24 protein-coding genes and 1 riboswitch are annotated in these 23,915 nt (G+C 69.7%); of the genes, 11 read left to right on the top strand and 13 right to left on the bottom strand.

The genetic code is table 11. The annotated features are described in order from the left end of the window. The first annotated feature begins 43 nt into the window (after positions 1-43). On the top strand, positions 44-439 hold the full coding sequence (locus NM1_RS31900) for a YccF domain-containing protein (protein WP_211339574.1): 396 nt from the start codon (positions 44-46) through the stop codon (positions 437-439). A gap of 9 nt (positions 440-448) precedes the next feature. Here NM1_RS31900 and NM1_RS31905 read toward each other — a convergent pair whose 3' ends face one another. Then, positions 449-886 (bottom strand): MarR family winged helix-turn-helix transcriptional regulator, encoded by a 438-nt coding sequence (locus NM1_RS31905; RefSeq protein WP_068028538.1) that lies wholly within the window; start codon positions 884-886, stop codon positions 449-451. A 51-nt stretch (positions 887-937) separates the two neighbouring features. On the opposite strand from NM1_RS31905, the gene NM1_RS31910 reads away from it, so the two are divergent. After that, a complete protein-coding gene (locus NM1_RS31910; RefSeq protein WP_068028540.1) occupies positions 938-1,186 on the top strand; it encodes a DUF2530 domain-containing protein in 249 nt (82 codons plus the stop codon). 104 nt (positions 1,187-1,290) lie between these two features. Next, positions 1,291-1,905 carry a TetR/AcrR family transcriptional regulator gene (locus NM1_RS31915; protein WP_246011720.1) on the top strand — a complete coding sequence of 205 codons (615 nt, stop codon included), beginning with the start codon at positions 1,291-1,293 and terminating at the stop codon, positions 1,903-1,905. 89 nt (positions 1,906-1,994) lie between these two features. On the opposite strand, the gene NM1_RS31920 is transcribed toward NM1_RS31915, so the two are convergent. Both NM1_RS31920 and NM1_RS44715 read right to left on the bottom strand, forming a co-directional pair. Then, positions 1,995-4,766 (bottom strand): sacsin N-terminal ATP-binding-like domain-containing protein, encoded by a 2,772-nt coding sequence (locus NM1_RS31920; protein ID WP_068028546.1) that lies wholly within the window; start codon positions 4,764-4,766, stop codon positions 1,995-1,997. 11 nt (positions 4,767-4,777) lie between these two features. Continuing rightward, positions 4,778-6,190, bottom strand: coding sequence for a DUF3027 domain-containing protein (locus tag NM1_RS44715; RefSeq protein ID WP_084520239.1), 1,413 nt, complete (start codon positions 6,188-6,190; stop codon positions 4,778-4,780). A 17-nt stretch (positions 6,191-6,207) separates the two neighbouring features. On the opposite strand from NM1_RS44715, the gene NM1_RS31930 reads away from it, so the two are divergent. From NM1_RS31930 to NM1_RS31940, 3 genes are read left to right on the top strand one after another with little or no spacing between them, the layout of a single operon-like run. Next, complete coding sequence (locus NM1_RS31930) at positions 6,208-6,990, top strand: glutaminyl-peptide cyclotransferase (protein WP_068028553.1); 783 nt, start codon at positions 6,208-6,210, stop codon at positions 6,988-6,990. A 33-nt stretch (positions 6,991-7,023) separates the two neighbouring features. Then, positions 7,024-8,784, top strand: coding sequence for an MFS transporter (locus NM1_RS31935; RefSeq protein WP_068028555.1), 1,761 nt, complete (start codon positions 7,024-7,026; stop codon positions 8,782-8,784). 36 nt (positions 8,785-8,820) lie between these two features. After that, positions 8,821-9,357, top strand: a complete 537-nt coding sequence (locus NM1_RS31940; protein ID WP_068028558.1) for a DUF2771 domain-containing protein — start codon at positions 8,821-8,823, stop codon at positions 9,355-9,357. Here the strand turns inward: NM1_RS31940 and NM1_RS31945 are convergent. Continuing rightward, a complete protein-coding gene (locus tag NM1_RS31945; RefSeq protein ID WP_068028561.1) occupies positions 9,351-9,764 on the bottom strand; it encodes a cold-shock protein in 414 nt (137 codons plus the stop codon). The two genes, NM1_RS31940 and NM1_RS31945, sit on opposite strands and share 7 nt — an antisense overlap. A gap of 179 nt (positions 9,765-9,943) precedes the next feature. Between NM1_RS31945 and NM1_RS31950 the strand changes: the two genes are divergently transcribed. Together NM1_RS31950 and NM1_RS31955 are read left to right on the top strand one after the other, a co-directional pair. Then, on the top strand, positions 9,944-10,165 hold the full coding sequence (locus NM1_RS31950) for a hypothetical protein (RefSeq protein WP_068028564.1): 222 nt from the start codon (positions 9,944-9,946) through the stop codon (positions 10,163-10,165). Between the two features lie 273 nt (positions 10,166-10,438). Then, a riboswitch (cyclic di-AMP (ydaO/yuaA leader) is annotated at positions 10,439-10,625 on the top strand. 9 nt (positions 10,626-10,634) lie between these two features. Continuing rightward, positions 10,635-11,282, top strand: a complete 648-nt coding sequence (locus tag NM1_RS31955; RefSeq protein ID WP_068028568.1) for a transglycosylase family protein — start codon at positions 10,635-10,637, stop codon at positions 11,280-11,282. 159 nt (positions 11,283-11,441) lie between these two features. Here NM1_RS31955 and NM1_RS31960 read toward each other — a convergent pair whose 3' ends face one another. Next, on the bottom strand, positions 11,442-11,630 hold the full coding sequence (locus NM1_RS31960) for a hypothetical protein (protein WP_068028573.1): 189 nt from the start codon (positions 11,628-11,630) through the stop codon (positions 11,442-11,444). A 99-nt stretch (positions 11,631-11,729) separates the two neighbouring features. Between NM1_RS31960 and NM1_RS31965 the strand changes: the two genes are divergently transcribed. Next, on the top strand, positions 11,730-14,084 hold the full coding sequence (locus NM1_RS31965; RefSeq protein WP_068028653.1) for a helicase-associated domain-containing protein: 2,355 nt from the start codon (positions 11,730-11,732) through the stop codon (positions 14,082-14,084). 6 nt (positions 14,085-14,090) lie between these two features. Here the strand turns inward: NM1_RS31965 and NM1_RS31970 are convergent, their stop codons facing one another. Next, the gene (locus tag NM1_RS31970) at positions 14,091-14,594 is read right to left on the bottom strand and encodes an LppU/SCO3897 family protein (protein WP_068028577.1); all 504 of its coding nucleotides are present in this window, start codon (positions 14,592-14,594) and stop codon (positions 14,091-14,093) included. Positions 14,595-14,869: 275 nt separating this feature from the next. Here NM1_RS31970 and NM1_RS31975 point away from each other — a divergent pair, with 275 nt between their 5' ends. Beyond that, positions 14,870-15,712, top strand: coding sequence for a hypothetical protein (locus tag NM1_RS31975; RefSeq protein ID WP_068028580.1), 843 nt, complete (start codon positions 14,870-14,872; stop codon positions 15,710-15,712). A gap of 120 nt (positions 15,713-15,832) precedes the next feature. Here the strand turns inward: NM1_RS31975 and NM1_RS31980 are convergent, their stop codons facing one another. From NM1_RS31980 to NM1_RS32005, 6 genes are all read right to left on the bottom strand, one after another. Then, positions 15,833-17,257, bottom strand: a complete 1,425-nt coding sequence (locus tag NM1_RS31980; protein WP_068028584.1) for a M1 family metallopeptidase — start codon at positions 17,255-17,257, stop codon at positions 15,833-15,835. A 57-nt stretch (positions 17,258-17,314) separates the two neighbouring features. Further along, on the bottom strand, positions 17,315-17,956 hold the full coding sequence (locus tag NM1_RS31985) for a LysE family translocator (protein WP_068028587.1): 642 nt from the start codon (positions 17,954-17,956) through the stop codon (positions 17,315-17,317). A gap of 44 nt (positions 17,957-18,000) precedes the next feature. Then, entirely contained in the window at positions 18,001-18,666 is a 666-nt protein-coding gene (locus NM1_RS31990; RefSeq protein ID WP_068028589.1) for a DUF3239 domain-containing protein, read from the bottom strand. A gap of 67 nt (positions 18,667-18,733) precedes the next feature. Further along, positions 18,734-20,392: a DNA repair helicase XPB gene (locus NM1_RS31995; protein WP_068028592.1), complete on the bottom strand. Its 1,659-nt coding sequence runs from the start codon at positions 20,390-20,392 to the stop codon at positions 18,734-18,736. A gap of 115 nt (positions 20,393-20,507) precedes the next feature. After that, positions 20,508-21,128 (bottom strand): DUF8020 domain-containing protein, encoded by a 621-nt coding sequence (locus NM1_RS32000; RefSeq protein ID WP_068028595.1) that lies wholly within the window; start codon positions 21,126-21,128, stop codon positions 20,508-20,510. 192 nt (positions 21,129-21,320) lie between these two features. Further along, positions 21,321-21,908 carry a GNAT family N-acetyltransferase gene (locus NM1_RS32005; RefSeq protein ID WP_068028598.1) on the bottom strand — a complete coding sequence of 196 codons (588 nt, stop codon included), beginning with the start codon at positions 21,906-21,908 and terminating at the stop codon, positions 21,321-21,323. 98 nt (positions 21,909-22,006) lie between these two features. On the opposite strand from NM1_RS32005, the gene NM1_RS32010 reads away from it, so the two are divergent. Next, positions 22,007-22,930, top strand: coding sequence for a sigma-70 family RNA polymerase sigma factor (locus NM1_RS32010; RefSeq protein WP_068028601.1), 924 nt, complete (start codon positions 22,007-22,009; stop codon positions 22,928-22,930). 6 nt (positions 22,931-22,936) lie between these two features. Here the strand turns inward: NM1_RS32010 and NM1_RS32015 are convergent, their stop codons facing one another. Beyond that, positions 22,937-23,914 (bottom strand): substrate-binding domain-containing protein, encoded by a 978-nt coding sequence (locus NM1_RS32015; protein ID WP_068028605.1) that lies wholly within the window; start codon positions 23,912-23,914, stop codon positions 22,937-22,939. Between the last annotated feature and the right edge of the window lies 1 nt (position 23,915).

Below are 23,915 nucleotides of genomic sequence, written 5' to 3' on the forward strand. Positions count from 1 at the left end.
GGCCACGCGTCGCGAGGGCTGGCATGCTGGGGGTGTGACGCTGATCCGGTTCGTCCTGAACGTGTTGTGGCTGGTGTTCGCCGGCTTCTGGATGGCGCTGGGCTATCTGCTGGCGGGGATCATCTGCTGCATTCTGATCGTCACCATCCCGTTCGGCATCGCCTCGTTCCGGATCGCCGGATACGTGCTGTGGCCGTTCGGGCGGACCACCGTGGAGAAGCCGGGCGCAGGTACGCCCTCGCTCATCGGCAACGTGATCTGGGTGATCGTGGCGGGGTGGTGGCTGGCACTGGGCCACCTGCTCACCAGCATCCCGCTGTTCGTGTCGATCATCGGTATTCCGTTCGGCTGGGCGAACCTGAAGCTCATCCCCGTCTCACTGATGCCCCTCGGCCGCGATATCGTCCCCAGCGATCAGGCCTTCGCCGCGCGGTACTAGGCGATCGGCCTATTCCGATTCCGCCACAATCTGTTTCATGATCCCGACCGCGTCGTGCAGCACCTTCAGCTGCTCGGGGCTCAGGCCCGACAACTGCTCGGTCATCCAGGCCTCGCGGGCATTGTTCTCGTCCTGAATCAGCGCCAGACCGGCGTCCGACAGCGACACGATGATCTGGCGGCCGTCGGTGGGGTGCGGCTTTCGTTCCACCAGTTGCAGTTCCGACAGCGAGGCGATCACCCGCGTCATCGACGGCGGCTGCACCCGCTCCTTGGCCGCCAGCGCGCCCGGCGTCATCGCGCCTTCGCGATTGAGGGTCGCCAGCGCCGACAACTGGGTCAGCGAAATCTGAGCATCGACGCGGCGGCCCCGCAGGTGTCGCGTCAAGCGCACCACCGCCAGCGAGAGCTCGGCCGCCAGCGCACGTATGTCGGAAGGCGTTGTCACAGAGGCAAACGATACGGGACGCTCCACACGGGAGACGTCCGTTCACGCCGTATGGTGGACATCGTGACACAGAACGTGCCGGAAATTCCGCCGCGCCTGACCGATCCGCGGCCGGTGCTCGCGGTGGGAACCGCGCTGTGGGCGATCGCGACGGTAGTGGTGTGGGTCGTCGACCGGTGGGCCGACGCGCGCCCGATCTGCCTGATGGGACTGGCCGTCGGGTTGCTCGGCTACACCATCTTCGTAATCCAGCGTCGGGGTGCCCGGCGCGGCGACAAAGGCGCTCAGACGGGTCTCTAGAGGCTTTGGTCCCCAGCTCCGAGTGACGACTCCGGGAGACTTTTACGGCGCGCGAATTGACTGTTCGGCTCCTTGCCGCTTAACTGCGTTGAGTGTCCTCCCGATTGAGCGTCGAAGAACGACGAGCCCACCTTATCGAGGCGGCTATCGGCCTAGCCGAAAAAAAGGGCGTGGCGGGTGTAACCACGCGCGATGTGGCTCAGGCAGCCGGTGTTTCGCTCGGTGTGGTGCATTACTGTTTCGAAAACAAGGACGCGCTGATGACCGAGTTGGTCAAGGCGTTGTCGATGGAATTACGCGATTCCGTCGAGACCAACGAAACGGTATGGCAAGACGTCGGAAGTGGAAAAGAATCGCTTCAAAATTTGGTGCGAGCGAGCCTCGAACTTCTGTGGTTGAACATAGAAGCTACCCCCGAACGACAGTTGCTGACCTACGAGACCACCACCTACGCACTGCGCGAAAGTGAACAGACCCCGGCAAAACTCGCGATCGCGCGCGAGCAGTACACGTTCAACGACTCCACCGTCGCCGACGTTCTCGAACACGCCCGCGACGCCACGGGCACCGAATGGCGCGTGCCGGTCCAGACCCTGAGCCGCTTCACGCTCTCGGTCATCGACGGCATCGTGCTGCGCTGGCTGGTGGACAACGACAGCGCCGCGGTCCGCGGGCAGCTCGACCTGCTGGCGGAGATGGTCACCAGCTACGCGCGGTAGATCGGGCGCTCGCGACAGGGCTCACACGAACGATCCAGGTTCCTTGAAACCGTTGCGGGGCACTCATTTTCGATGAGCACCGTCGGATATCAGGACGCCGGGGCGGGCTGAATCTGGACGTGTGTGGTAGATCCGTCCCGCCACCACGGGACCTCGACCACGGCCTCGTAGGCGCCCGACAGCCGCACCCGCAGGCGGTCGTGCACCACGAGTTCACCGTCTAGGGGCGGCAGGCCGAACTGCAGGCGCAGCACCACGCCCAGCGGTTCGGCCGCCCACGTGGTGGCCCGGCCCGCGCCGAGCACCTCGGCGGTGACCGCCTCGGATACCAGCGGCAGGTCGAGCAGGGTCGCCAACGCCGGCGCGGCGTCGATATCACCGACCACCAGCCGGTTCGGCGAAACGGCCAGGCCGTACCAGGGACGATCCAGCACCAGCGCGTCGGCGGGATCGATCACCGCACCCGACAGCGCGCGCACCCGCGCGGGCAGCTCCAGCGCGTCCAGGTCGAGGCGGTCCAGGGCGGCCGCCAACCGGCGGTGTGTCTGGGAGATCGCCTCCGAGGACGGGGTTTTCGCGGAATCGGCGAGCGCATCCAGCACCGTGGCGGCCAGTTCCGCGGTGATCGTGTCCGGGTCCGCGAGCACGGAGCGCAGCGCGTGCAGTTCGGCGGGCGCGAATCCGCCCAATTCCGGTAGCAGATCGGCGAATACCGGATCGGCAGGATCGCGGAACAGGCCGAGCGGCGTCCCGTCGATGCGGGCGTGACGACGCAGCCACCAGGTGGTGTAGCCGTCCCGGTCGGCGAGCAGGCGCCGCGTCCCGGGCTCGGACAGCAACAGCCGCAGCGCATTCGGCCAGGCGGCCTCGTCCACCAGATCCAGGTCGCGCACCGCCGCCAGCTCCGGCGGATCCTCCGGCAGGCCCTCCCACCACCGCTCCTCGTCGTCGAGGTGATGATCCGGGCCGACCGGATCGTCCTCGGAGACAACGGTGAAACCCCAGCCGACGCCGAGCGCGCGCAGGACCGCGGCGCCGTGCCGCTCCACGAGGCCGGAATCGACGGTGCCGAACGGAGAATCGGCCACCAGCACATCGGCGAGCGGCGCGTCCGGCAGCAGCAGCTCGTCGGCGGGCAGCAATTCGCCCGTGTCGTCCGGCAATTCGAGCAGGCCGAGCCAGGACGGCAGGGAGACGGCGCCGGGGTCGGCGGGCGAGACGACCTGCGCGGCCAGGCGCAGCACCGCGTCGACGGTGTCCGGGCCGCCCGGCTCGTGCTCCAATTCCGCCTTCAGCGCGGGATCGTCGAGCAGATCCTCGGCGGTGACGGAGCGGGCGCCGAGGCGGCCCAGCAGCGGATGCGCGGCCTCCGGATGCACCAGCCGAGCCCAGTGCACCGGGATCGGCGTCTCCAGTTGATCGTCCAGGACCACGGTGCGGGGACCGGTGACGAGACGGCCGTCGGCCAGCGGCACCGCCAGCGCACCCAGCTCCTCGACCGACAGCGGATCGGTGACGAACGGCTCCAGCGCGTCGTACAGCGAATACCACCACTGCGGCGCGCGTTCCAGTCCGATGGACAGTTCGGCGATGCGGGTCAGGCCGATGCGGTGCACGTCGAGGACGGCCAGCGTATCCGCTCCGGCACGCCCCGAGAGCTCCGGAACGACCAGCGGCCCGAGAAAATCGGTCAGCCGCTCGGCCAGTTCCGTTGTGGCTCCGGTGAATACGCTGGCGCGTTGCGGCGCGGCCGTGGGGCCTTGCGAGTCTCCCTCGACGACGGGAAGCCACTGCGCGGTGCGCAGTTCGCCGATCAGGGCCTCGCGCAGCGCCGCATCGGCCGCGCTGCGCGCGAATCCGGGCGCCGGGACCAGCACCAGCCGATCGCGGGGCGGTAGGGCGCGGGCGAATTCGGCGTAGCCGTCGGCCAATTCGGTGAGGCGGGCGCCCGGCAGCAGGCGGCGGCGATCCGGTTGCATCGGGACGTCGGCGACCAGCAGCGCCGGGAGCGACAGCTCCTCGTCGGAGCGGGTGGGCGCGCGCAGCACGTCGGGGTCCGCCGGACGCGGCCGCCCTTCGCGCACGGGCAGCAGCCACCGGGTGCGGTCGGCCGAGAACTGCCACCAGACCCGCTCGTCGCGCTCCGGGCCGATGATCCGCAGCTCCTGCAGGCCGTCGCCGAGTTCGGCCACGGCACTGGTGATCTCGTCGCCGCCGACCCGGATCGTCCGCAGCGCAGGCAGTTCCAGCAGCAGGTCGGCCGCCTCCGCACGCATCGCCGCCAGCAGGGCCTCGGCGTCCACGACGGTGCTCACGCGCACCACGATCTCGCTGTCGAATCCCGCGGCGGGCGCGGGCGCGATCGGCCACGCCAGGCGCAGCACCGGTGGCACGAAGTCGCCTTCCGGAATACGGATACCGTTGCCGCGCAGCTCTTCCCAGGTATCGGCCCGGGAGAAGCGCAGCGAGCCGGTGGTGGACCGGAACTCGACCTCGTCGCCCACCGTCAGCACGGCCGTGAAACCCACGCCGAACCTGCCGACGGTCGAGGCCGCCCCCGGCTTCGCCGAGACCCGCAGCGCCGTCAGCGCGTGTACGCCGGAGACATCCAGTGGCACACCGGTATTGGCGATATGGAGGGAATCGCCGTCCAGCCACACCGCCAGTTGCCCGGGCACCCCGGCCTTGGCCGCGGCATCGGCCGCGTTCTGCGCCAGCTCGGTCAGCAGCCGGTCTCGATACCCGGCCCGCACCAGATCGGCCTCGGTGGCCGCGTCCTCGCGCAGCCGGGTCGGCGAATCCCGCCAAGCGGCCAGCACCCCCGCGCGCAGCGCCGTCGTCTCGAACGGATCGGCGCCCACCCCGGCGCCGCTCAGTGCTCCCCCGCAGCCCCGGGCTCGGCGCGCTGCACCCGCACCGAAGACACGCCCCAGGCATCGCTGTACTGGGCGCGCCCCGCACCGTCGGCGGATTCGCCGTCACGGTCGGCCTCGCTGCTCTCATGAACCGTGCCCGGCACGACAACCGGCCCGGCGGTATCCGCACTGGCAGAGCCGGTTTCGGCCGCGTCATCCGCCACGGAACCATCCGCGACCGCCTCAGCCGCCTCGTTCCCCGCGCCGCCGACCTGCTGCTCGGAGATCTCCAGGGCCTCCGAAGCCGCATCGGCGGAAGGTGTTTCGGCAACCTCCGCCACGGCCGGTTCGGTCCGCGCATCGCCCACCGGCGCATCGGGGGCACCCGCCGCATCCGAATCCGCACCGGCGGAAAGTATTTCAGCGCCCTCGACTGCGGCGGACTCGGCGGTCTCGAGACCTGCCGCGGGAGCACCAGCGGCGGTATCCGAATCCGGCTCACTCGCGGCGCCGGTCGATACGGCCGACCCGGCATCGTTCGATGCGGACTCGGCGCCGACAACGCTCCCGGCCGTCGAATCCTGATCGGCTCGCGCATCCTGCCGGACGCCGGTATCGGCGGTCTCCGTGGGCGCCGCAGCCTGTTCCCCCGCCCCCTCGGCACCCGCTCGCTGGCGGAGATCCGCGCTCGGGATCACCTCGACCGCGGCGTCGTCGTACGCCTCGTACAACGGCGATCCGCTGTAGGAGGACGGCGCGACGGTGTCCGAATGGGCACCGCAGCCGTACTCGTTGTGCACGACACGCCCGTCGGCGCCCATCGCATTGGCGCAGACGCCGAAGGCCGCGCGCAGCGCCCCGTCCAGCGGCACGTAGAAGCCGCACAGGCCACACGTCGACGGCGCGGCGCGGGCCATATCGGTCTCGGGTCCGTACTCGGAGTACCAGCGCTCACCGGCCTCCTCGCGGCCCTCCCGGCTGAGCACCTGACTGCGACCCAGGCCGAGATCCTCGGCCACATCGTCGACGACCGGGTCGCCGGTCACCAGGTAGCCGGGTACCAGCCGCGGATCGTGCGGCGGGGGCGCCAGCAGATCGCCGGGCGCCAGGTCGCCGGGGCGGACTCGCTGGTCCCACGGCACGAATTCGGGCGCGACCAGCGCGTCGGGCCCCGGCAGCAGGGCCGACTCGCTCACCGTCGCGCGCTCGGCCTCCGGGGGCGCCGCCACCACCACTGCCCACTGCCAGCCGTGGTAGCCGGGCAACGTGGCCTCGAAGTGGTGGGTGGCCGCACATTCGTCCTCCGCCGACACGCCGAGATGCGGGCCGACACCGGTCGGCTGCAGCTCCGCAAGCGCACGACGGGCCAGGTCGACCGCCTCCGCAAGGATCGGTCGCACTCCGGACTCCGAAACAGACACTGCGCTCACGCCCTACATTTTGCCGTATGAACCGCAAACATCGTGCGTGGGCCGCGACCGGGCCGATCTTGCTGGCCGTGCTGGCACCCGGAACCGCCGCCTGCGACAGCGGCGACACCACTCCGCGAATGCGCGTCGAGGTGGTCTCGACCAGGCCACACGACCCCGCCGCCTTCACCGAGGGGCTGGAAATCGACGGCGACACCCTCTACGAGAGCACCGGCTTGGAAGGCCGTTCCGATGTGCGCGCCACAGATGTCGCCACCGGCTCGCCGCTGGCGCGCGCCGCGCTGCCCGACGAGTACTTCGGCGAGGGCGTCACCCGGACGGGCGACACCGTGTGGCAGCTCACGTGGAAGGACGGGGTGGCCTTCGCGCGCGACCCGGCGACCCTGGCCGAGCGCGGCCGCGCCCGCTACGACGGCGAGGGCTGGGGACTGTGCACCCGCGGTGACCGCGTGGTCATGAGCAACGGCAGCGACACCCTCACCTTCCGCGACCCGGTCTCCTTCGCACCGACCGGATCGATCCGGCTCGGCGGCCACCGCGGCGCGCGGCTCAACGAACTGGACTGTGCCGCCGACGGTTCGGTGTACGCCAACGACTGGCCCACCGAGCACATCCTGCACATCGATCCGGGCACCGGCGCCGTACTGGCCGATATCGACGCCTCCGGGCTGCTGCCCGAGGGCGACCGCGACGGCACCGACGTCCTCAACGGCATCGCCCAGCTGCCGGGTACGGACCGGTTCCTGATCACCGGCAAGAACTGGCCGACGATGTTCGAGGTGCGATTCGTCCCGCAGTGAACGGGCACAAACGCCGCCCCATAGACTCGATGTGTGGCTGCCTCCCGCGATTCCTCCGGAACCGATCCAGGTCCGTGGGACGGCGAGGAGTATCCGCTCACCCGGCGACACCCCGGCTACGACCGGTACCCGCCCCCGAGTACCCCGTCCCGCCGTCCGCTGCCGCCGCTGCCCGATCGCGGCGGCGAGTCCGACGTACCCGAATTCGTGACGCGCCGGATGTCTTCCGGCCAGCCACCGCGCGACCTGCCGCCGCGTCAGGACCCGCAACCCGCTCCCGACCCGCCGCCACGGCAGGCCCCACCGCCCCCGCCCGAACCCGAGCCCGCGGCCGACACCACGGAATTCGCGGGCCGTCAACGGGTCCCGCGCAAGCTGACGGTCACCCGGGTGGTGGCGATGCGCAGCCGGGAGCTCACCGAGAAGGGGTTTCACACCTTCCAGCGCGCGGCCAAGGCCGACGGCGCCGACGAATCCGGGCTCACCGCACTGGTTTACGCGACGATGGCCAACTTCGCCCTCGACGCCGCCATCGCGGTGGCCCTGGCCAACACGCTGTTCTTCTCCGCCGCCTCCGCCGAGTCCAAGTCGAAGGTGGCGCTGTACCTGCTGATCACGATCGCCCCGTTCGCGGTGATCGCGCCGCTGATCGGCCCGCTGCTGGACCGCCTGCAGCACGGCCGCAGAGTGGCGCTGGCCAGTTCGTTCGCCGCGCGCATCGTGATCGCGATCCTGCTGATCTTCAATATCGACACCTGGGCGCTGTATCCGCTCGCGCTGTGCATGATGATCCTGAGCAAATCGTTCGCGGTGCTCAAGAGCGCGGTCACACCACGGGTACTGCCACCGGACATAGATCTGGTGCGCACCAATTCCAGACTCACGGTGTTCGGCCTGGTGGGCGGCACGCTCGGCGCGGGCGGCGTGGCCGGGCTGATCGCGGCGGTCGCGGGCTCGCCGGGCGCGCTGGTGTTCGCCGCGCTGATCGCCGCCGCGGGCGCGTACCTGAGCCTGCGCATCCCGTCCTGGGTGGAGGTCACCGAGGGAGAAGTGCCCGCGACGCTCGGTTACCACGGCGACGACACCCGCACCGCGATCCTCGATTCGGAACAGTCGTCCGCGGTCAAGGCGAACCGCCGCCGCCAGCCGCTGGGCCGCGCGGTCGTGACCGGGCTGTGGGGCAACGGCTCGATCCGGGTGCTGACCGGATTCCTCACCTTCTATGTCGCTTTCGTCGCCAAGTCGACCGAGCACCGGCCGGTGCAGCAGGCGGCGATGCTGGGCGTGGTCGGCGCGGCGGCGGCGATCGGCAACTTCGCCGGCAACGCCTCGGGCGCCCGGATGAAGCTGGGCCGCCCGTCGCTGATCGTGGTGGTGTGCGCGGCCGCGTGCACGGGCGTCGCCCTGTTCGCGACCATCACGAACAACCTGCTGGGCGCGGCGGTCGCCACCCTGGTCGCGTCCGGGGCCAGCGCGCTGGCGAAGGTGTCGCTGGACGCCTCCATCCAGGACGATCTGCCGCCCGAGTCGATAGCGTCCGGATTCGGCCGCTCGGAGACCGTGCTGCAGCTGGCGTGGGTGATCGGCGGCGCGGGCGGCGTGCTGCTGCCGACGGATTTCTGGAAGGGATTCGCCGTCGTCACCGCGGTGCTGGCGGTGGGGCTGATCCAGACGTTCGTGAGCTACCGTGGGCATTCGCTGCTGCCCGGCTGGGGCGGTAACCGCCCGCAGCACGCGAAGCAGGAAGTCCCCGGGGGCACCGGCGATTCGCCGTACCCGGCCGCACCGAGCTGATCCGACCTACCCGACGAGCGACAGGACATACGCGCCATGACCAAGCCCAGTACCCGCACGATCCTCGCGTTGGCGGCGGTGGCGGTGCTCGTGGTGGTGGCCGTCATCGCCGGAGTGGTGGCCGTGGCGGTCCGCAATGCCCCCGAGCCCGAGCCGGAGATCACCGCCTACGCGCACGGCACCTCGGCCACCGTGCCGCCGTACCGCTTCTGCACGGTGTCGCAGTCCGACAGCAACGGGCAGCTCGGCCTGAACTGCCGCGAGAGCGCCACGACGGTCACCCTCGAGACGCGTCCCGGCGATCCGCTGCAGCTGTCGCTGCCCCGGCACATCGCCGACGCGCCCTGGGTGATGGTGCTCGAGTACACCCTGCCCGACGGCACCGACGTGCAGCGCCTGACCTCGTACCGCGACTACGCCGAGGGCACGCGCGCGATCACGGTGCCGACGCGCCCGGAGCCCGACCTACGCCTGGCCGGAGTCGAGGTGCAGTTGGTCGTCCCGACCCGCGACGAAACGGGGGCCGAGTCGTTCGCGCCCTACCAGGCCTGGTCGGTCCGAACGTCTCAGTGATCCAGCTCGCGGGCCACGCCCCGCACCACCTCGGCGATGCGCTGCGCGGTCTTGCGGTCGGGGTACTTGCCCTTGCGCAGGTCCGGCTGCACCTTCGCGTCCAGCAGGGTGATCATGTCCTCGATCATTCCGTGCAGGTCGTCGGGGGCCTTGCGGGGATGGGCCGCGGGCTCCTTGCGAGCCTGGGCGCCGCGCACCGAGGGCAGCGGCTCCAGCAGCTTCAGGCTCAGCGCCTGCGGGCCGCGGCGGCCGGCCGCCATTCCGAATTCCACCCGTTGCCCGGGTTTCAGCGCTTCGACACCTTTGGGCAACGCGGACGACCGAACATAGACGTCCTCACCCTCATCCTGGGAAAGGAAGCCGAAGCCCTTTTCGACGTCGTACCACTTCACCTTGCCGGTCGGCACTGCGCTCACCCGTTCGTCATCGATGCCCGGACCTCCCGGGCACAACCGTTGTCCCGGAATCGATTCCGGAACATTCTCTGTGCGAAAAGAACGCGCCCTACACAGTTATGCAGGACGCGATTGCTATCGAGTCTACCCCGGTGCCCATACCCCTAGCACACCAGTTTTACGGTGCAGTAATGCCCAATCCTCCCTCGCGCCGGCCCCGCGATCCGCTCATGATCGTGGCCCTGGTCCTGTTCGCGGTCGGCGTGCTTGCGGTCGTCGCCATCTTCCTCACGCCGATTCTGACCGACGCCGAGCCCGGACTGTGGCTGTACCTGGTCGCGATGACCGGCACCCCGCTCGGTCTGCTCCTCGCGGTGGTCTTCGCGCTGTGGTCCGGTCGCCGAGCTCGCTAGTCAACTCCGTATTTGCCCAGTTCCTTCCCGTCGTACACGTGTGATCTTCATCACATAACGGAACGGTCACGGCATGGTCACGGCTGGCACTCGGCCGGGACACGCCGCATCCACCTGCACAGACGCGGAACGGAAGGTGTTGCGCCAGACCGTGACCCGTCCATACACGCCGGTTACCAAATAGTGATTTTTCGCGGCGATCGTCGTACGGTCTAACGCAGCCGGGAGCAGTCCCGGAACCACCGGCCCGCCGCACCGAGCCTCGCCCCGCGGGTACGGACCCCGACGGAACCAGGGGCGAGGGCGGGGAACCCACGTTCCCTAAGCAGGGAAGCGGGAACGATCGGCAACGATCGCTCCCTTGGGGTGAAGCCCCGGCGCACCGCGAGGTGCACCAGGGCCGGACGGCCTCTCAGTCCGAACCCGACAGCTCACCTCGCAGGCGCGTACGAGAGGAAGACGACCCGATATGAGTGGACGCCATCGCAAGCCGACCAACACCGGCCGCACCGTCGCCAAGGTCGCCGTCACTGGCGCGATCGTCAGCGGCGCGGGTATCGCTCTCGCCGGGAACGCCTCCGCGGCACCCGACGCCGAGTGGGATCAGCTCGCACAGTGCGAGGCCGGCGGTAACTGGGGAATCAACACCGGCAACGGTTTCCAGGGCGGTCTGCAGTTCTCGCCGAGCACCTGGAAGTCGCACGGCGGCACCGAGTACGCCGCGACGGCCAACCAGGCCACCCGCGAGCAGCAGATTGCCGTAGCGGAGAAGGTCCTCGCCTCGCAGGGCTGGGGCGCATGGCCCTCCTGCTCCTCCCGCCTCGGGCTGAGCGGCAGCCCCGAGACCCGTACCGCGCCCGCCTCTCCGGCCGAGACCCCGCGCTGGAACCCCACCGGCGAGACCCAGGCCCTGCCGCAGGAACCGGCCCAGTCGGCCGACGCCTCGCAGCAGGTCTTCCAGGCCGTCGACAAGGCGCTCAGCATCGCCCAGGCGCAGGGCATCCAGGTGCCGCAGCCGGCGATCGACGTGTTCAACGCCGCGAAGGCCAACAACGTGAAGCTCGACCCGACCGTGGTCGACTTCTTCGAGGCGAACAAGGGCATGCTGCCCCAGTAAGTCTCCTCATACGGCCGACAAGAGGGCCCGCATCCGCGAACGACAGGGCCCTCGCGCCCGGCCATAAACACAGCCCCCGCATCCGGCCGAACATGGCCCCGCATCACCAACGACAAGGCCCCCGCATCTCAGCGATGCGGGGGCCTTGTCGTACTGCGGTCAGCGGTTGATGACCGTGTGCGGATGCACGTACGGCACCTCGTCGGCAGGCACCGGGAACTCGGTGTCCTCGCCATAGGGCGACAGACCACCGGAGCGGGTCGACGACAGCTCGGTGACCGCGTGGTCACCGTTGGCCACCTTCGGCCAACCGTTGTCGACATAGGGTTTCTTCGATTTGTTCACCACGACCTCATTCTGGCATGGAACCGATCATCCGACGCCGCCCGGCAACGGGTGTTGTACGCGACCCAGCGGCCCACGACGCCCGGCCGTACGCTGGACGGGATGACCACGACCGACGAAGCGCCCCGGGCCGGGGACGATCACCCCGCGGCACCCGCCGGCCAGGGTTCGGCCGATGGCGCGACACTCGCCGACTGGCTCGCCGCCCGCACCGACGACGATCTGGTGACGCTGCTCGAGCTCCGGCCCGATCTGGCCGTGCCGCTGCCCTCCTCGATGTCGGTACTCGCCGCGCGCGCGGAACAGCGCGCCTCGGTGCTGCGCGCGACGGACGAGCTCGACACGCTGGAATTCGCGGTCATCGAAACCCTGGCGGTGCACGGCGCCGCCTATCCCGGCCGCCGGGCCACGCCCCTCCCCCGCGCCCGCCTGCACGAGCTGCTGGGCGACCGCGTCCCGGACGCATCCATCGACGCCGCCGTGGCCCGCCTGACCGCCCGCGCCCTCACCTGGGGCACCGACGAGCTGTACCTGGCGGCCGCGGCCAAGGACGCGCTGCCGTGGCCGCTGGGCAGCACCACCGAGATCCCGGACGCCCTCACCGAATCGGAAATCGTTGCCGCGCTGGGTGAAATCGGCCCCGCCGAACGTGCCCTGCTGGACAAGCTGGCCAGCACGGGACCACGCGGGCGCACCCGCGACGCCGCGCCCGACGCGCCGCCGGACCGTCCCGTCCCCCGGCTGCTCGCGCTGCGACTACTGGACCGAGTCGACGACGAGACCGTCGAACTCCCGCCCGCCGTCGGTCAGGTGCTGCGCCGCGAACCGGTGACCGACCCGCACGCGCTGCAGCCGCCGCGGCCCGAGCCGGACAAGCACACCGCCGCCGACAGCAATGCGGCCGCCGCCACCGAGGCGGGCGAGCTGCTGCGGCACTGCGCCGACATCGTCGAGGTGCTGGAGCAGGTGCCCGCACCGGCCCTGCGATCCGGCGGGCTGGGCGTGCGCGAGTTGCGCCGCGTCGCCAAGCAGACCGGTATCGACGAGAACCGGGTGGGTCTGCTGGTCGAGGTGCTGGCCGCGGCGCGCCTGCTGGACAAGGGAATTCCGGAACCGGCACCACCGTCCGACGCCGTCGACGACTTCTGGGCGCCGACGACGGCCGCGGACGGCTGGCTGGACGGGCCCTCGGCCCGCCGCTGGGTGGTGCTCGCCGCCGCGTGGCTGGAACTGGACCGCTTCCCGTGGATGATCGGCCAGCGCGACGCCAACGACAAACCCCTGGCCGCCCTGTCGCTGGAACTGCGCAATATGCACGCCGTCCGAGATCGCCGCGCCATCCTCGACCTGCTGGCCGAGCAGCCCACCGGCGCGGCGCTGACCCCGTCCGATATCGCCCGGGTGCTGGCCTGGCGGCAACCGCGCTGGCGCAGGCACTTCCGCACCGACGCCGTCGAGCGCACGCTGGCGGAGGCGAATGCGCTCGGGCTGATCGGCCGCGGCGCGCTCACCTCGGCCGGGCGGGCGCTGCTGCACGGCAGCCCGGACGGCGCCGAGGCGGAGATGGAGTCGGCGCTGCCCGCCCCCGTGGATCACGTGCTGGTGCAGGCGGACCTCACGGTCGTCGCGCCGGGGCCGCTGGTGCCGGATCTGCAGAGCCGCATCGCGCTGGTCGCCGACGTCGAATCCGCGGGCGCCGCAACGGTGTACCGGATCGGCGATGCGTCGGTGCGGCGCGCGTTGGACGCGGGGATGACCGCGGCCGAGCTGCACCAGCTGTTCTCCGCGCATTCGCGCACCCCGGTGCCGCAGTCGCTGACCTACCTGATCGACGACGTCGCCCGACGGCACGGCCGGTTGCGCGCGGGCATGGCGCAGTCGTTCGTGCGCAGCGAGGATCCGGCGCTGCTGGCCGAGGTGCTGGCGACCCCGGTCGCCGGTCAGCTGGCGCTGCGCGCGGTCGCGCCGACCGTGGCCGTGTCGCAGGCGCCGCTCGGCGAGGTGCTCGAACAGCTGCGCGGCGCGGGATTCGCTCCGGCGGGCGAGGATTCGTCCGGTGCGATCGTCGACCTGCGCCCGCACGGCACCCGCATCCCGGCGCGGACCAATGCCCGGCAGTCGTGGCGTCCGACGCCGCCCAGCACCGAGCAGCTGCGGCTGCTCGTCTCCGAACTGCGGGCGGGAGAGAAGGCGGCGCGGGCGCGGTCCGGTCAGGCGGTGCGATCCGACGGCACCCGCACCAGCACCGCGGCCACCATGGCGCTGCTGCAGCTGGCGGTGCGGGTGCGGCGCCCGGTGCATATCGGCTATGTCGATGCCCAGGGCGTCGCCACGCAGCGTGTCGTGGAGCCGATGAAGGTCGCGGGCGGGCAGCTCGACGCGCTGGACCCGGTGACCGGCGCCGTCCGGCACTTCATGCTGCATCGCATCGCATCGGTGGCGCTGGTCGATCAGTGAGCCCGGCTACCCCTTGGGGTTTGCCAGGCAGAACGTGGTCTTGGGCTCGGACAGCAGCAGGAATGTCGAATTCGCCTCGCACAGCGATTCGTCGGAGCGGCCGTCGATCCGGGCCACCACCCGGACCGTGGCCTCGGGCGCCGCGCAGTCGGCGTAGGCGAATCCCGTATCCCGGTCCTGGTGGTAGCAGCTGCCCTGCTTGAGATTGGGGGCGAGGCACAGGAATGCGGTGGTGCCGCCGTGGAAGGTCTCCTCGTAGGAGGAGTATTCGGTGCCGCAGTCCCGCTGGGCCTCCGAGGCCGACATCACCGTGTAGACGGCCCGGTCGGATGTGCAGTCGACCGGCTCGGTCCGGGAGTCGACGGTCGAGCCCTCGAGCACGTCGATGCAGTCGCCGATCTGTGCCCGGGCGGTATCGGATCTACTTGCACCCTGCAGGGCCGAGCACCCTGCCGCCAGGGCGACCGGCACCAGCAGCGCCGAGACGAGGCGAGCACCTGCGGTTCCCATATGCCGAAAACCTTTCTCACCCAACCGTTCAGTTCGGTCCGCGATCGCGGTGAGAATACCCGTCGGCGCCCCGGCGCAGTGGCGAACGGGTCAGTGGAACATGCCCATGCCGTACATTCCGAACAGCTGGAGGTTGAGCATGCGGGGCAGGAAGCCGGTCAGCAGTTGAAATCCGAGAAGGTTCACGAGGGATGCCTTTCACACTTCATCCGCACGAAATGCGCGGTTCGTGATCTTACGTCGACATCATCGGTTGGATCGTTACGCTCGGCAACATGACGCTCGAGGAGGTCACCGACCGGCTCTACGCGCTCGACCCCGCCGAGTTCGTCGCGGCACGCGACGAGCAGGCAAAAGCGGCGCGCACGGCCGGCGACAAAAAACTGGCGGCGGCGATCGGCAAGCTGCGGCGGCCGACCGTCGCGGCATGGGCGGTCAACCTGCTGGCCCGCGAGGCACCCGATGAGGTCGGGTCGCTGCTGGAGCTCGGCGCCGCCCTGCAGGACGCGCAGCGCCGGCTGTCCGGGGATCAGCTGCGCAGCCTGACCACCCAGCGGCAGCAGGTGGTGAATGCCTTGGCGCGCAAGGCCGGTCAGCTGGCGGCCGAGCACGAGCGCCCACTGGCGGAGGGGGTGCTGCGCGAGGTCGGGCAGACGCTGCACGCGGCGCTCGCCGACCCGGCGGTGGCCGAGGAGGTGCGCACCGGAACGCTGACCACGGCGGCCAACTACGAGGGCTTCGGGCCCGAGGGCCCGGCGCTCGCCGCGGTACCGGACGCGGCGACCGCGGCGAAACGGCCCGCGCCGCAACGCAAGTCCGCCGAGGATCGTGCCGACGCCGCCCGCCAGGAGTTGGACGACGCCCTCGAGGCCCTCGAATCCGCCCGGGAGGCACAGACTTCCGCCCAGTCCGACCTCGACAGCGCCACGACCCGAGTCCAGGAGGCGGAGACTCGCATCGCATCCCTGCGCGCCGAACTGGACCGCGCCGAGGAACAGCGCCGCTTCGCCTCCGCAAGCGAACGCTCCGCCCAGGAAGCACTGCAGAAGGCCGAACGCCAACTGGAGCGTGTGGAACGTTGGGTGGAGAAGTCACGGTCACGAGTACCAGAGGAGTAAGGCGCGCCCACCGCCATCCCGGGCATCTACGTACCTCTACGTCGACACTCCCGGCACGCCCCACTTCCTCATCTCCGGCATGCCCCACTTCGTCATTTCCGGCGCTTTTGGCCGGAAACCTCAGCCGCGCAACGCCCCCGGGTACAGGTACTCGTCCGCCGGAATCTCCGTACCGTCCAGCCAGGCCGCGAAGAACCCGGACAGGTCGATTCCCGTCTCGGATTGCATGAACTCCCGGAATTCCGGCATCGAGGCGTTGCCGTAGGCGTGTGTGCGCACGAACTCGGCGATCGCGGGGAAGAAGACGTCGTCACCGACCAGGTTGCGCAGGGCATGCAGGAACAGCGGGCCCCGGTAGTAGACCGCGGTGAATTCCTTTTCGGCACCGGGGTTTTGCAGGCGCGTCTCCCACCGCTCGGGTGCGTCGCGGAAATTCGCCACGGTCTCGCGGTACAGAGTGTCGACGTCCTCGCCCTCCTTGCGCTCCGGCCACAGGTAGTCGGCGGTATAGCTGGCGAAGCACTCGTTCAGGCAGACGTCCGACCACTGCCGCACCGACAGCGAATCGCCCCACCACTGGTGGGCGTTCTCGTGGACGAGGGTGTTGAGATCGGTCCACGGCGCGTAGGTCGGCCGGGTCTGGGTCTCCAGCGAGATCTTCAGATCGGTGTCGATGTAGATGCCACCGGCGCTGTCGAACGGGTATGGGCCGTAGAGCGATTCGAGGAAGTCGAGCACCTCGGGCAGGCGCTCCTCCAGCTCCCGGTGTTTCACCGCCTGCGGGGCGAACGCGCTGACCAGCGGGGTGCCGTCGGCGCGGCGCTGCTCCAGGAACTCGAACCGGTCGATGGCGACCGTGGTGAGGTATCCCAGCGTCGGATGCCGCACCGCCCACTGCACGGTCCGCTTCGCCCCCGCGGCCTCGTCGCGCACCTTCAGCCCGTTCGAAACCACCTCCCACTCTTGCGGAACCGTCACGGTCAGGTCGAAAGTGGCCTTGTCCAAAGGGGTGTCGTTGAGCGGGTACCACGTCGTGGCCGAATGCGGCTCGCCCGCAACGAATGCGCCGCCGCTGGGCGAGATCGTCCAGCCGGATCCCGGGCTGTCGCCCTGGGTTCCGGCGTATTCCACGGTCACGGTGAACGGCAGTCCGGGCAGCACCGGCACGGCCGGGGTGACGGTCAGCTTGTGCTCGCCCTCGCGCGCGAATCCGGCCGGGAGGTTGTTCACCGAAACCTTCGACACCTCCGGGCCCGCGAAGTCCAGCGAGAACATCCGCAATGCCTGCGTCGCAACGGCATTCACCCGTGCGGTGCCTGCCAGTCGGCGACTGGGCGGGTCGTAGTCGATCGCGAGGGCATAGTGGTCGACCTGATACCCACCGTTGCCGTCATCGGGGTAATAGGGGTCGCCGAGCCCGGAGGCGCCCACGAACGGATCGGCCGCGGCCCGCGCCGGTGCGGCCTGCCCGTACATCGGCGTCGCCAGGGCGGCCGCGACCAGCAGTCCGGCTGCGAGGCAGCGCAACCAGTTGTGTGAAGCCATGCAGCGAGCCACCCTTTCCGGCACGGGCGTGCCGACCGTCGCTCGATGCTAGTGGGCTCAGTGGCTGGTGCCCGAGACCGCCACGCTCGCACCCATGCCGATGATCATGACGCCGCCCGCGCCGCCGACGGCCTCCAGCCGCTTCGGCGAACGGGCGAACCAGTCGCGGGCGGTACCGGCCAGCAGCGCCCACAGGCTGTCGGACACCAGCGCGATGACAAGGAAGACCACGCCCAGAATCAGCATCTGCACGGGTATCGGCCCCGCCGCCGGATCGACGAACTGCGGCAGTACGGCGGAGAAGAAGATGATCGCCTTCGGGTTCGTCACACCCACGAGGAAGCCCTGCCGGAACACCCGGCGATTCCGCGCGGGCTGCCGGGCCACGTTCGACATCGCCTCACGCAGCGACCGTCGGTCCCGGATGGACTGCACGCCGAGGTAGATCAGGTACAGCGCGCCGGTGAACTTGACGATGTTCAGCGCGATCGACGACGCCGCCACGAGCGTGCCGAGACCGGCCGCCACCAATGTCAGCACCACCTGCACGCCGCAGGAATGACCGGCCACCGAGATCAGTGCCGCTCGCTTGCCGTCGGTGAGGGCGCGGCCGATCGTGAACAGCACACCCGGACCGGGAATGACGATGAGGATGGTCGCCGCGACCAGGAACGCGAGCAGATTGGTGGCCGGAATCACCAGATCAGTCTATTGAGGCCCGCAAGCCCTTTAGACATCTCCGATCATCCCCGCAGTTCCCCCGGCAGCTGCTGCGGATCCAGCAGCAGCCGTTTGGAATCCACCGTCCGCACCTTCTCGGCCAGGGCGAGATTGTCGGTCAGCAGCTTCCATTCGACATCGCTGATCGCCGCCCGGGCCCGGTCGATCACCGCCGTGTCCCGGGTGCCCCAGGCGATCGGCATGGCGCTGACCGTCTGGCGCAGATCGCCGACCGACCGCGGTGCGCGATCGGCGCGCACGGTGACCGCCGGGACCTGCTCCCCCGGCCACTGCCGATGCCCCGGGAGCGCCCGCACCACCCGGGTGATCAGCGCGTAGCGCGGGTCGCAGCCGGGCTTGGCGATATTGACGAGCGCCAGCAGGGTGACTCCCCGGGAGTGCTTGTCGGACACCACCGCCGGCACCAGGTCGCCCTCGGCGTACAGCTTCTCGATACGGGAGCGGTACGGCGTCCACACCGCCACGAACAGCGCGATGATCGTGCCCAGCGCGAAGGCGACCGCGAGCAGGAACGAGTACGGGTGGCTCAGCCAGATCAGCCCCGCGGTCCCCAGCCCGAGCACGATCGCCGCGGCGAACGCCAGGATGCGCAGCCGGCGGATGGACGCGAGCACTTCGTTCACCGCTCGCGCGTGGTCGCGGTCCACTGCGAATTCGAAGCGTCGCACGTCTCAGTCCTTACCGTATGCGGAGGCCGTCTCTCCGGTAAACAGTCTACGGTGACGCGGCCTGCTGTTATCCGATCGCCGGGCCCAGCAGGTCGTCCGCGTCGGTGATTCGATAGGCATATCCCTGTTCCGCGAGGAAACGTTGCCGGTGCGCGGCGTATTCGGCGTCCAGGGTGTCACGAGCGACGACGGAATAGAAGTGTGCTTGGCCCCCATCGTGTTTGGGTCGCAGCAGCCGCCCGAGGCGCTGTGCCTCCTCCTGGCGGGAGCCGAAGGTTCCCGAAACCTGCACCGCCACAGATGCTTCCGGCAGGTCGATGGAGAAGTTCGCGACCTTGCTCACCACCAGCACCGGAATCTCGCCGTTGCGGAACGCGTCGAACAGCGCCTCGCGCTCCTTGTTGCGAGTGGAACCCTGGATGACCGGGGCGTTCAGGTGTTCGCCCAGCTCGTCCAGCTGGTCGAGATAGGCGCCGATCACCAGACTGGGGGCATCCTTGTGCTTGGCCAGAATCGACTCGACCACCGGGAGTTTCGTGCGGGCGGTGGAGCACAGCTTGTAGCGCTCGTCCGGTTCGGCGGTGGCGTAACTCATGCGCTCGGCGTCGGTGAGCGTCACCCGCACCTCGACGCAGTCGGCGGGGGCGATCCAGCCCTGCGCCTCGATGTCCTTCCACGGCGCGTCGTAGCGCTTGGGGCCGATCAGCGAGAACACGTCGCCCTCGCGGCCGTCCTCGCGCACCAGGGTGGCCGTGAGGCCGAGGCGGCGCCGCGACTGCAGGTCGGCCGTCATCCGGAAGACCGGCGCGGGCAGCAGATGCACCTCGTCGTAGATGACCAGGCCCCAGTCGCGGCTGTCGAACAGCTCCAGATGCCTGTACTCGCCCTTGGTCTTGCGCGTGATCACCTGGTACGTGGCGATGGTGACCGGGCGGATCTCCTTGCGCTCGCCGGAGTATTCGCCGATCTCCTCCTCGGTGAGCGAGGTGCGCGCCAGCAGTTCGCGCTTCCACTGCCGACCGGCCACGGTGTTGGTGACCAGGATCAGCGTCGTGGCCCCGGCCTTGGCCATGGCGGCCGCCCCGACCATCGTCTTGCCGGCGCCGCACGGCAGCACCACCACGCCCGAGCCTCCGGCCCAGAACGACTCCGCCGCCATCTCCTGATAGTCGCGCAGGTGCCACTCGTGGGTGCCGAAGTCCAGCTCGATCGCGTGGGCCTCGCCGTCGACGTATCCGGCCAGGTCCTCGGCGGGCCAGCCGATCTTGAGCAGCATCTGCTTGATGCGCCCGCGCTCGGAGGGATGCACGATCACCGTGTCGTCGTCGATGCGCTCGCCGAACATCGGCTGGATCTTCTTGTGCCGCAGCACCTCCTCCAGCACCGCCCGGTCCAGGCTCACCAGCACCAGCCCGTGCGCCGGATGCTTCACCAGCTGCAACCGTCCGTACCGGGCCATGGTGTCGACGATGTCGACCAGCAGCGGCTGCGGCACCGCGTACCGCGAATAGTTGACCAGCGCATCGACCACCTGCTCGGCATCGTGCCCCGCCGCCCGCGCATTCCACAGCGCCAGCGGCGTCACCCGATAGGTGTGCACATGCTCGGGCGCACGCTCCAACTCCGCGAACGGCGCAATGGCCTGCCGCGCGGCATCGGCCTGCTCGTGGTCGACCTCGAGCAGCAGTGTCTTATCGCTCTGGACGATGAGTGGTCCGTCGGTCACGGCACCTCCTGAGGTTTGGGCCGTGGTCCATTGTTCCCGACGGGACCGACACGACCGCGCGAGCTGCCCCATTGTTCACTGTGGGCGCAGCTCGCGCGGTCGGGGGGCGCGGGGGTCAGAGGATGAAGAAGCCTGCGATGCCGCCCAGGACGGCGCCGATCACCGCGCCGACGAAGAAGCCGGGGATGGCGCCGACGACCAGGAAGACCGCGCCGATCACCGTGAACACGACCGCGCCGATGGCCGCGCCCGCGATGCCGCCGACCAGCGCGCCCAGCACGCCGACCTCCTTGGCCTGCGGCTGCTGCTGTTCCAGCTGCGGGAAGGCGTCGTGCTGCAGCGCCCGGTTGAAGTCCGTCACGTTGTCGACGAGGGTGTCCGGCGCCGCGGAGCGCAGCGTGAGGGAGGAGCCGTCCGCGCTGAGTTCGGGGTCGAGCTGCACGTGGTATCCGGCCATGTCGAAGACCATGGGCCAGCGCTCGATCATGGTCCCGTCGGGGGCGTTCACGGTGACCGCGGAGCCGTCCGGGGCCAGGTCGAACCGGCCCGAGCTGAGGTTCGTCGTGACACCCTTGCGATCGTCGGACAGGCCGGTCGAGTAGCTGATGCCGCGATCGGTGCCCTTCAGAACGTAGGGATCCTCGGCGAGGGTCGACTCACCGTGCGCCGTGGCCACCGCCAGTCCGGTGGTCGCGATCGCGAGCAGGGATGTCACTACGAGCTTGCGGATTCTCATGCACTCACCTCTCGATCGGTGCTGGAGCCAGCACGTTTGGGGAGACATCGAACCCGGACATCATGGTTGCCAGTCATTAGCTGGACTCGCACCAAGCGCGGCGTGTCGCAAATCACAGCGATTGAACCAATCCGAACAGCCACCGGCTACGTCTACGCCCGATCAGATAGCCGGTGAGTTCCCGGCGACCGTTCAGACCCCGTCCGGCCACCCGTCGACGGGCCCCGCCGGATCGGTGGCCAGGCGCCCCGCGATCCACACATCACGCCGTCGGCCGCGCTGTTCACCGCCGAGCCGCAGCAGCCCCTCGTAACGGAAGCCGGTCCGCCGCGCGACGGCCGCCGAGGCATGGTTGCCGACCATGGCGCGCCATTCGATGCGCTGCACCGCCAGCCCCTCGGACCGGAACCCGAAATCGCAGGCCAAGCGCACCGCCCGCGTCATCAGTCCGCGCCCCCGCACCCGCGGGCTCAGCCAATACCCGATCTCGGCGGCCGAGCTCTCGTGACCACCGTGCAGCACCATGCCCGTCACGCCGACCATGCCGACGACCGGTCCGTCCGCCGACTCCCGCACGGCCCAGGTCGGCCGCCCGGCGTCCCAGCCCGGCGCGACGATTTCGGCGAGGAACATTTCCGCGTGCTCGCGGCGGTACGGCACCGGTATGGTCGTCCACTCCCCGATCGACGGTTCCTGACAGCACTCCACGATGGCGTCCACGTCGGCCGCGCCCGGCCGCGAGAGCCACACCGTGCCGTCGCCGAGCCTGGTGTCCACCATGCCGCCATGCTGTCATGCGGCCCGTTTCCGGACCCAATCCTTTTCGCCGCCGGGACCGCTGGTCGGGGCGATATCGACCCGACCGTAGAATCCCGACAATGGTTGCCGCTCTGCTCGCCGATCTCTTCGAATCCCATCGGGCGCACCTGCTCTCGGTGGCCTATCGGCTGACCGGCAGCGTGGCCGACGCCGAGGACGCGGTGCAGGAGAGCTGGCTGCGGCTGGCCACCGCGCGGCAGTCCGAGATCGAGGATCTGCGCGCCTGGCTGACCACGGTGGTGAGCCGGATCTGCCTGGACCGCCTGCGCAGTGCGGCCGTGCGGCGGGAAACCTATGTCGGCGAATGGCTACCGGAGCCGGTGGTGACCTCCACCAAGCCGTCGCAGCTGCCCGATCCGCTGGAAGCCGTTGTCCGCAAACAGGACTGCCGCCTCGCCGCGCTGGTCGTCCTCGACACGCTCACCCCGCCGCAGCGCATGGCCTTCGTCCTGCACGACGGCTTCTCGGTGCCGTTCGACGAGATCGCCGCCATCCTCGATATCTCCCCGGAGGCGGCCCGCCAGCTGGCCACCCGGGCCCGCAAATCCGTTGCCCGCCAGCCGGAACCGGCACCCGACGCCGAGCACACGGCCGCGGTGCAGAAGCTGCTGGAGGCGCTGTATTCCGGCGATCTCGAGACGGTGGTGGCGGCGCTGCATCCGGACGCGGTGTTCACCGCCGACGCGGGCGGCACGACTCGCACGGCGATCAGGACCATCGTGGGCGCGCAGAAGATCGCCCGCCTGATCCTCGGACTGCAGCGCATGTACGGCAACGACCTGTTCGGCCCGGACGAGGTGACCTTCGAATTCGTCAACGTGAACGGGCAATTGGGCGCGCTGCTGCCCGAACGTGCACCGCGCGACGGCATTCCGGGCACCCCGGCCCGCATCATCGGATTCACCGTGCGGGACGGATTGGTCTGGGGCACCTACGATCTGGTCAATCCGGCGAAGCTGCGCGGCATCCGGTTGCCGCAATGACCGGCGCTAGCCGCCGACCTTGCCCGACATGTCGTACTGCTGATACAGCTGGGCCGCGTTCTCCTTGGTGACCTGGGTGGTGCCGAGCACCTGCTTCTTCTCCACCGGCTCCTTGCGCTGCAGCTTCACCAGCGTATCCACGGCCTGTTCCGCGCCGGTCGGATAGACGTAGGTGGTCAGCAGCTGCCCGTTCTGCACGGCGCGGATACCGCCGGTCGGGATGGCCAGCCCGTCGATCCCGATGATCGGCATGCCCTCGCGCCCCGCGCCCTGAACGGCCAGCTGGGCGCCCAGCGCCATATCGTCGTTGTGCGAGTAGACCAGGTCGATCCTGCTGCCCTTGGACAGCCACTGCTGCATCACCGCGGTGGCATTGGCCTTGAGCCACTTGGCTTCCTGCTGTTCGGTGATGGTGATGTTGTGCCCGGCGATGGCATCGCGGAAGCCCTGGTCGCGATCGATCTGCGGCTGCGAGGACAGGATGCCGCGCAGTTCGGCGACATTGCCCCCGTTCGGCAGCGCCTGCACCGCGGCCTCCCCGGCCAGCTTGCCGATCACGTAGTTGTCGCCGCCGATGAAGGCGCTGTAGCAATCGGTGTTCACGGTGCGGTCCAGGATGATCACCGGAATGCCCGCCGCACAGGCCTGCTGCACGGCGGCGGTCAGCGGCGCCGGCTCGTTCGGCGAGACGACCAGCGCGTCGACCTTCTGCTGCACGAAGTTCTGCACATGGCTCACCTGGGTCGCGCTGTCCTGGTGGGCGTCGGTGATGGGCAGCAGTTTCAGGTCCGGATGCTGTTTGACGAAGTACTGCAGCTGCAGGTTCAGCTGCGCCCGGTAGGGCTCGGCATTGTTGGACTGGGAGTAGCCGACGACGAACTGGTCGTCGGAGGACTCGGGCGCGTTGGCGGCGCAGGCCGCGCCGAGGACGGCGACGGCGCTCAGGGCCAGCGTCGACAGGGCCAGGCGGCGGGGAGAAGGCATG

The sequence above is a fragment of the Nocardia mexicana NBRC 108244 genome (assembly GCF_001613165.1).
Taxonomy (GTDB): domain Bacteria; phylum Actinomycetota; class Actinomycetes; order Mycobacteriales; family Mycobacteriaceae; genus Nocardia; species Nocardia mexicana.

Excerpts from the sequence above, each read along its gene's own strand:
- NM1_RS31950 (WP_068028564.1), top strand. The coding sequence starts at position 9,944 with ATGCCCAATCCTCCCTCGCGCCGGCCCCGCGATCCGCTCATGATCGTG.
- NM1_RS32015 (WP_068028605.1), bottom strand. The coding sequence starts at position 23,914 with ATGCCTTCTCCCCGCCGCCTGGCCCTGTCGACGCTGGCCCTGAGCGCC.
- NM1_RS31955 (WP_068028568.1), top strand. The coding sequence starts at position 10,635 with ATGAGTGGACGCCATCGCAAGCCGACCAACACCGGCCGCACCGTCGCC.
- NM1_RS31940 (WP_068028558.1), top strand. The coding sequence starts at position 8,821 with ATGACCAAGCCCAGTACCCGCACGATCCTCGCGTTGGCGGCGGTGGCG.
- NM1_RS31910 (WP_068028540.1), top strand. The coding sequence starts at position 938 with ATGGTGGACATCGTGACACAGAACGTGCCGGAAATTCCGCCGCGCCTG.
- NM1_RS31965 (WP_068028653.1), top strand. The coding sequence starts at position 11,730 with ATGACCACGACCGACGAAGCGCCCCGGGCCGGGGACGATCACCCCGCG.
- NM1_RS31970 (WP_068028577.1), bottom strand. The coding sequence starts at position 14,594 with ATGGGAACCGCAGGTGCTCGCCTCGTCTCGGCGCTGCTGGTGCCGGTC.
- NM1_RS31975 (WP_068028580.1), top strand. The coding sequence starts at position 14,870 with ATGACGCTCGAGGAGGTCACCGACCGGCTCTACGCGCTCGACCCCGCC.
- NM1_RS31980 (WP_068028584.1), bottom strand. The coding sequence starts at position 17,257 with ATGGCTTCACACAACTGGTTGCGCTGCCTCGCAGCCGGACTGCTGGTC.
- NM1_RS32000 (WP_068028595.1), bottom strand. The coding sequence starts at position 21,128 with ATGAGAATCCGCAAGCTCGTAGTGACATCCCTGCTCGCGATCGCGACC.
- NM1_RS32005 (WP_068028598.1), bottom strand. The coding sequence starts at position 21,908 with ATGGTGGACACCAGGCTCGGCGACGGCACGGTGTGGCTCTCGCGGCCG.
- NM1_RS32010 (WP_068028601.1), top strand. The coding sequence starts at position 22,007 with ATGGTTGCCGCTCTGCTCGCCGATCTCTTCGAATCCCATCGGGCGCAC.
- NM1_RS31930 (WP_068028553.1), top strand. The coding sequence starts at position 6,208 with ATGAACCGCAAACATCGTGCGTGGGCCGCGACCGGGCCGATCTTGCTG.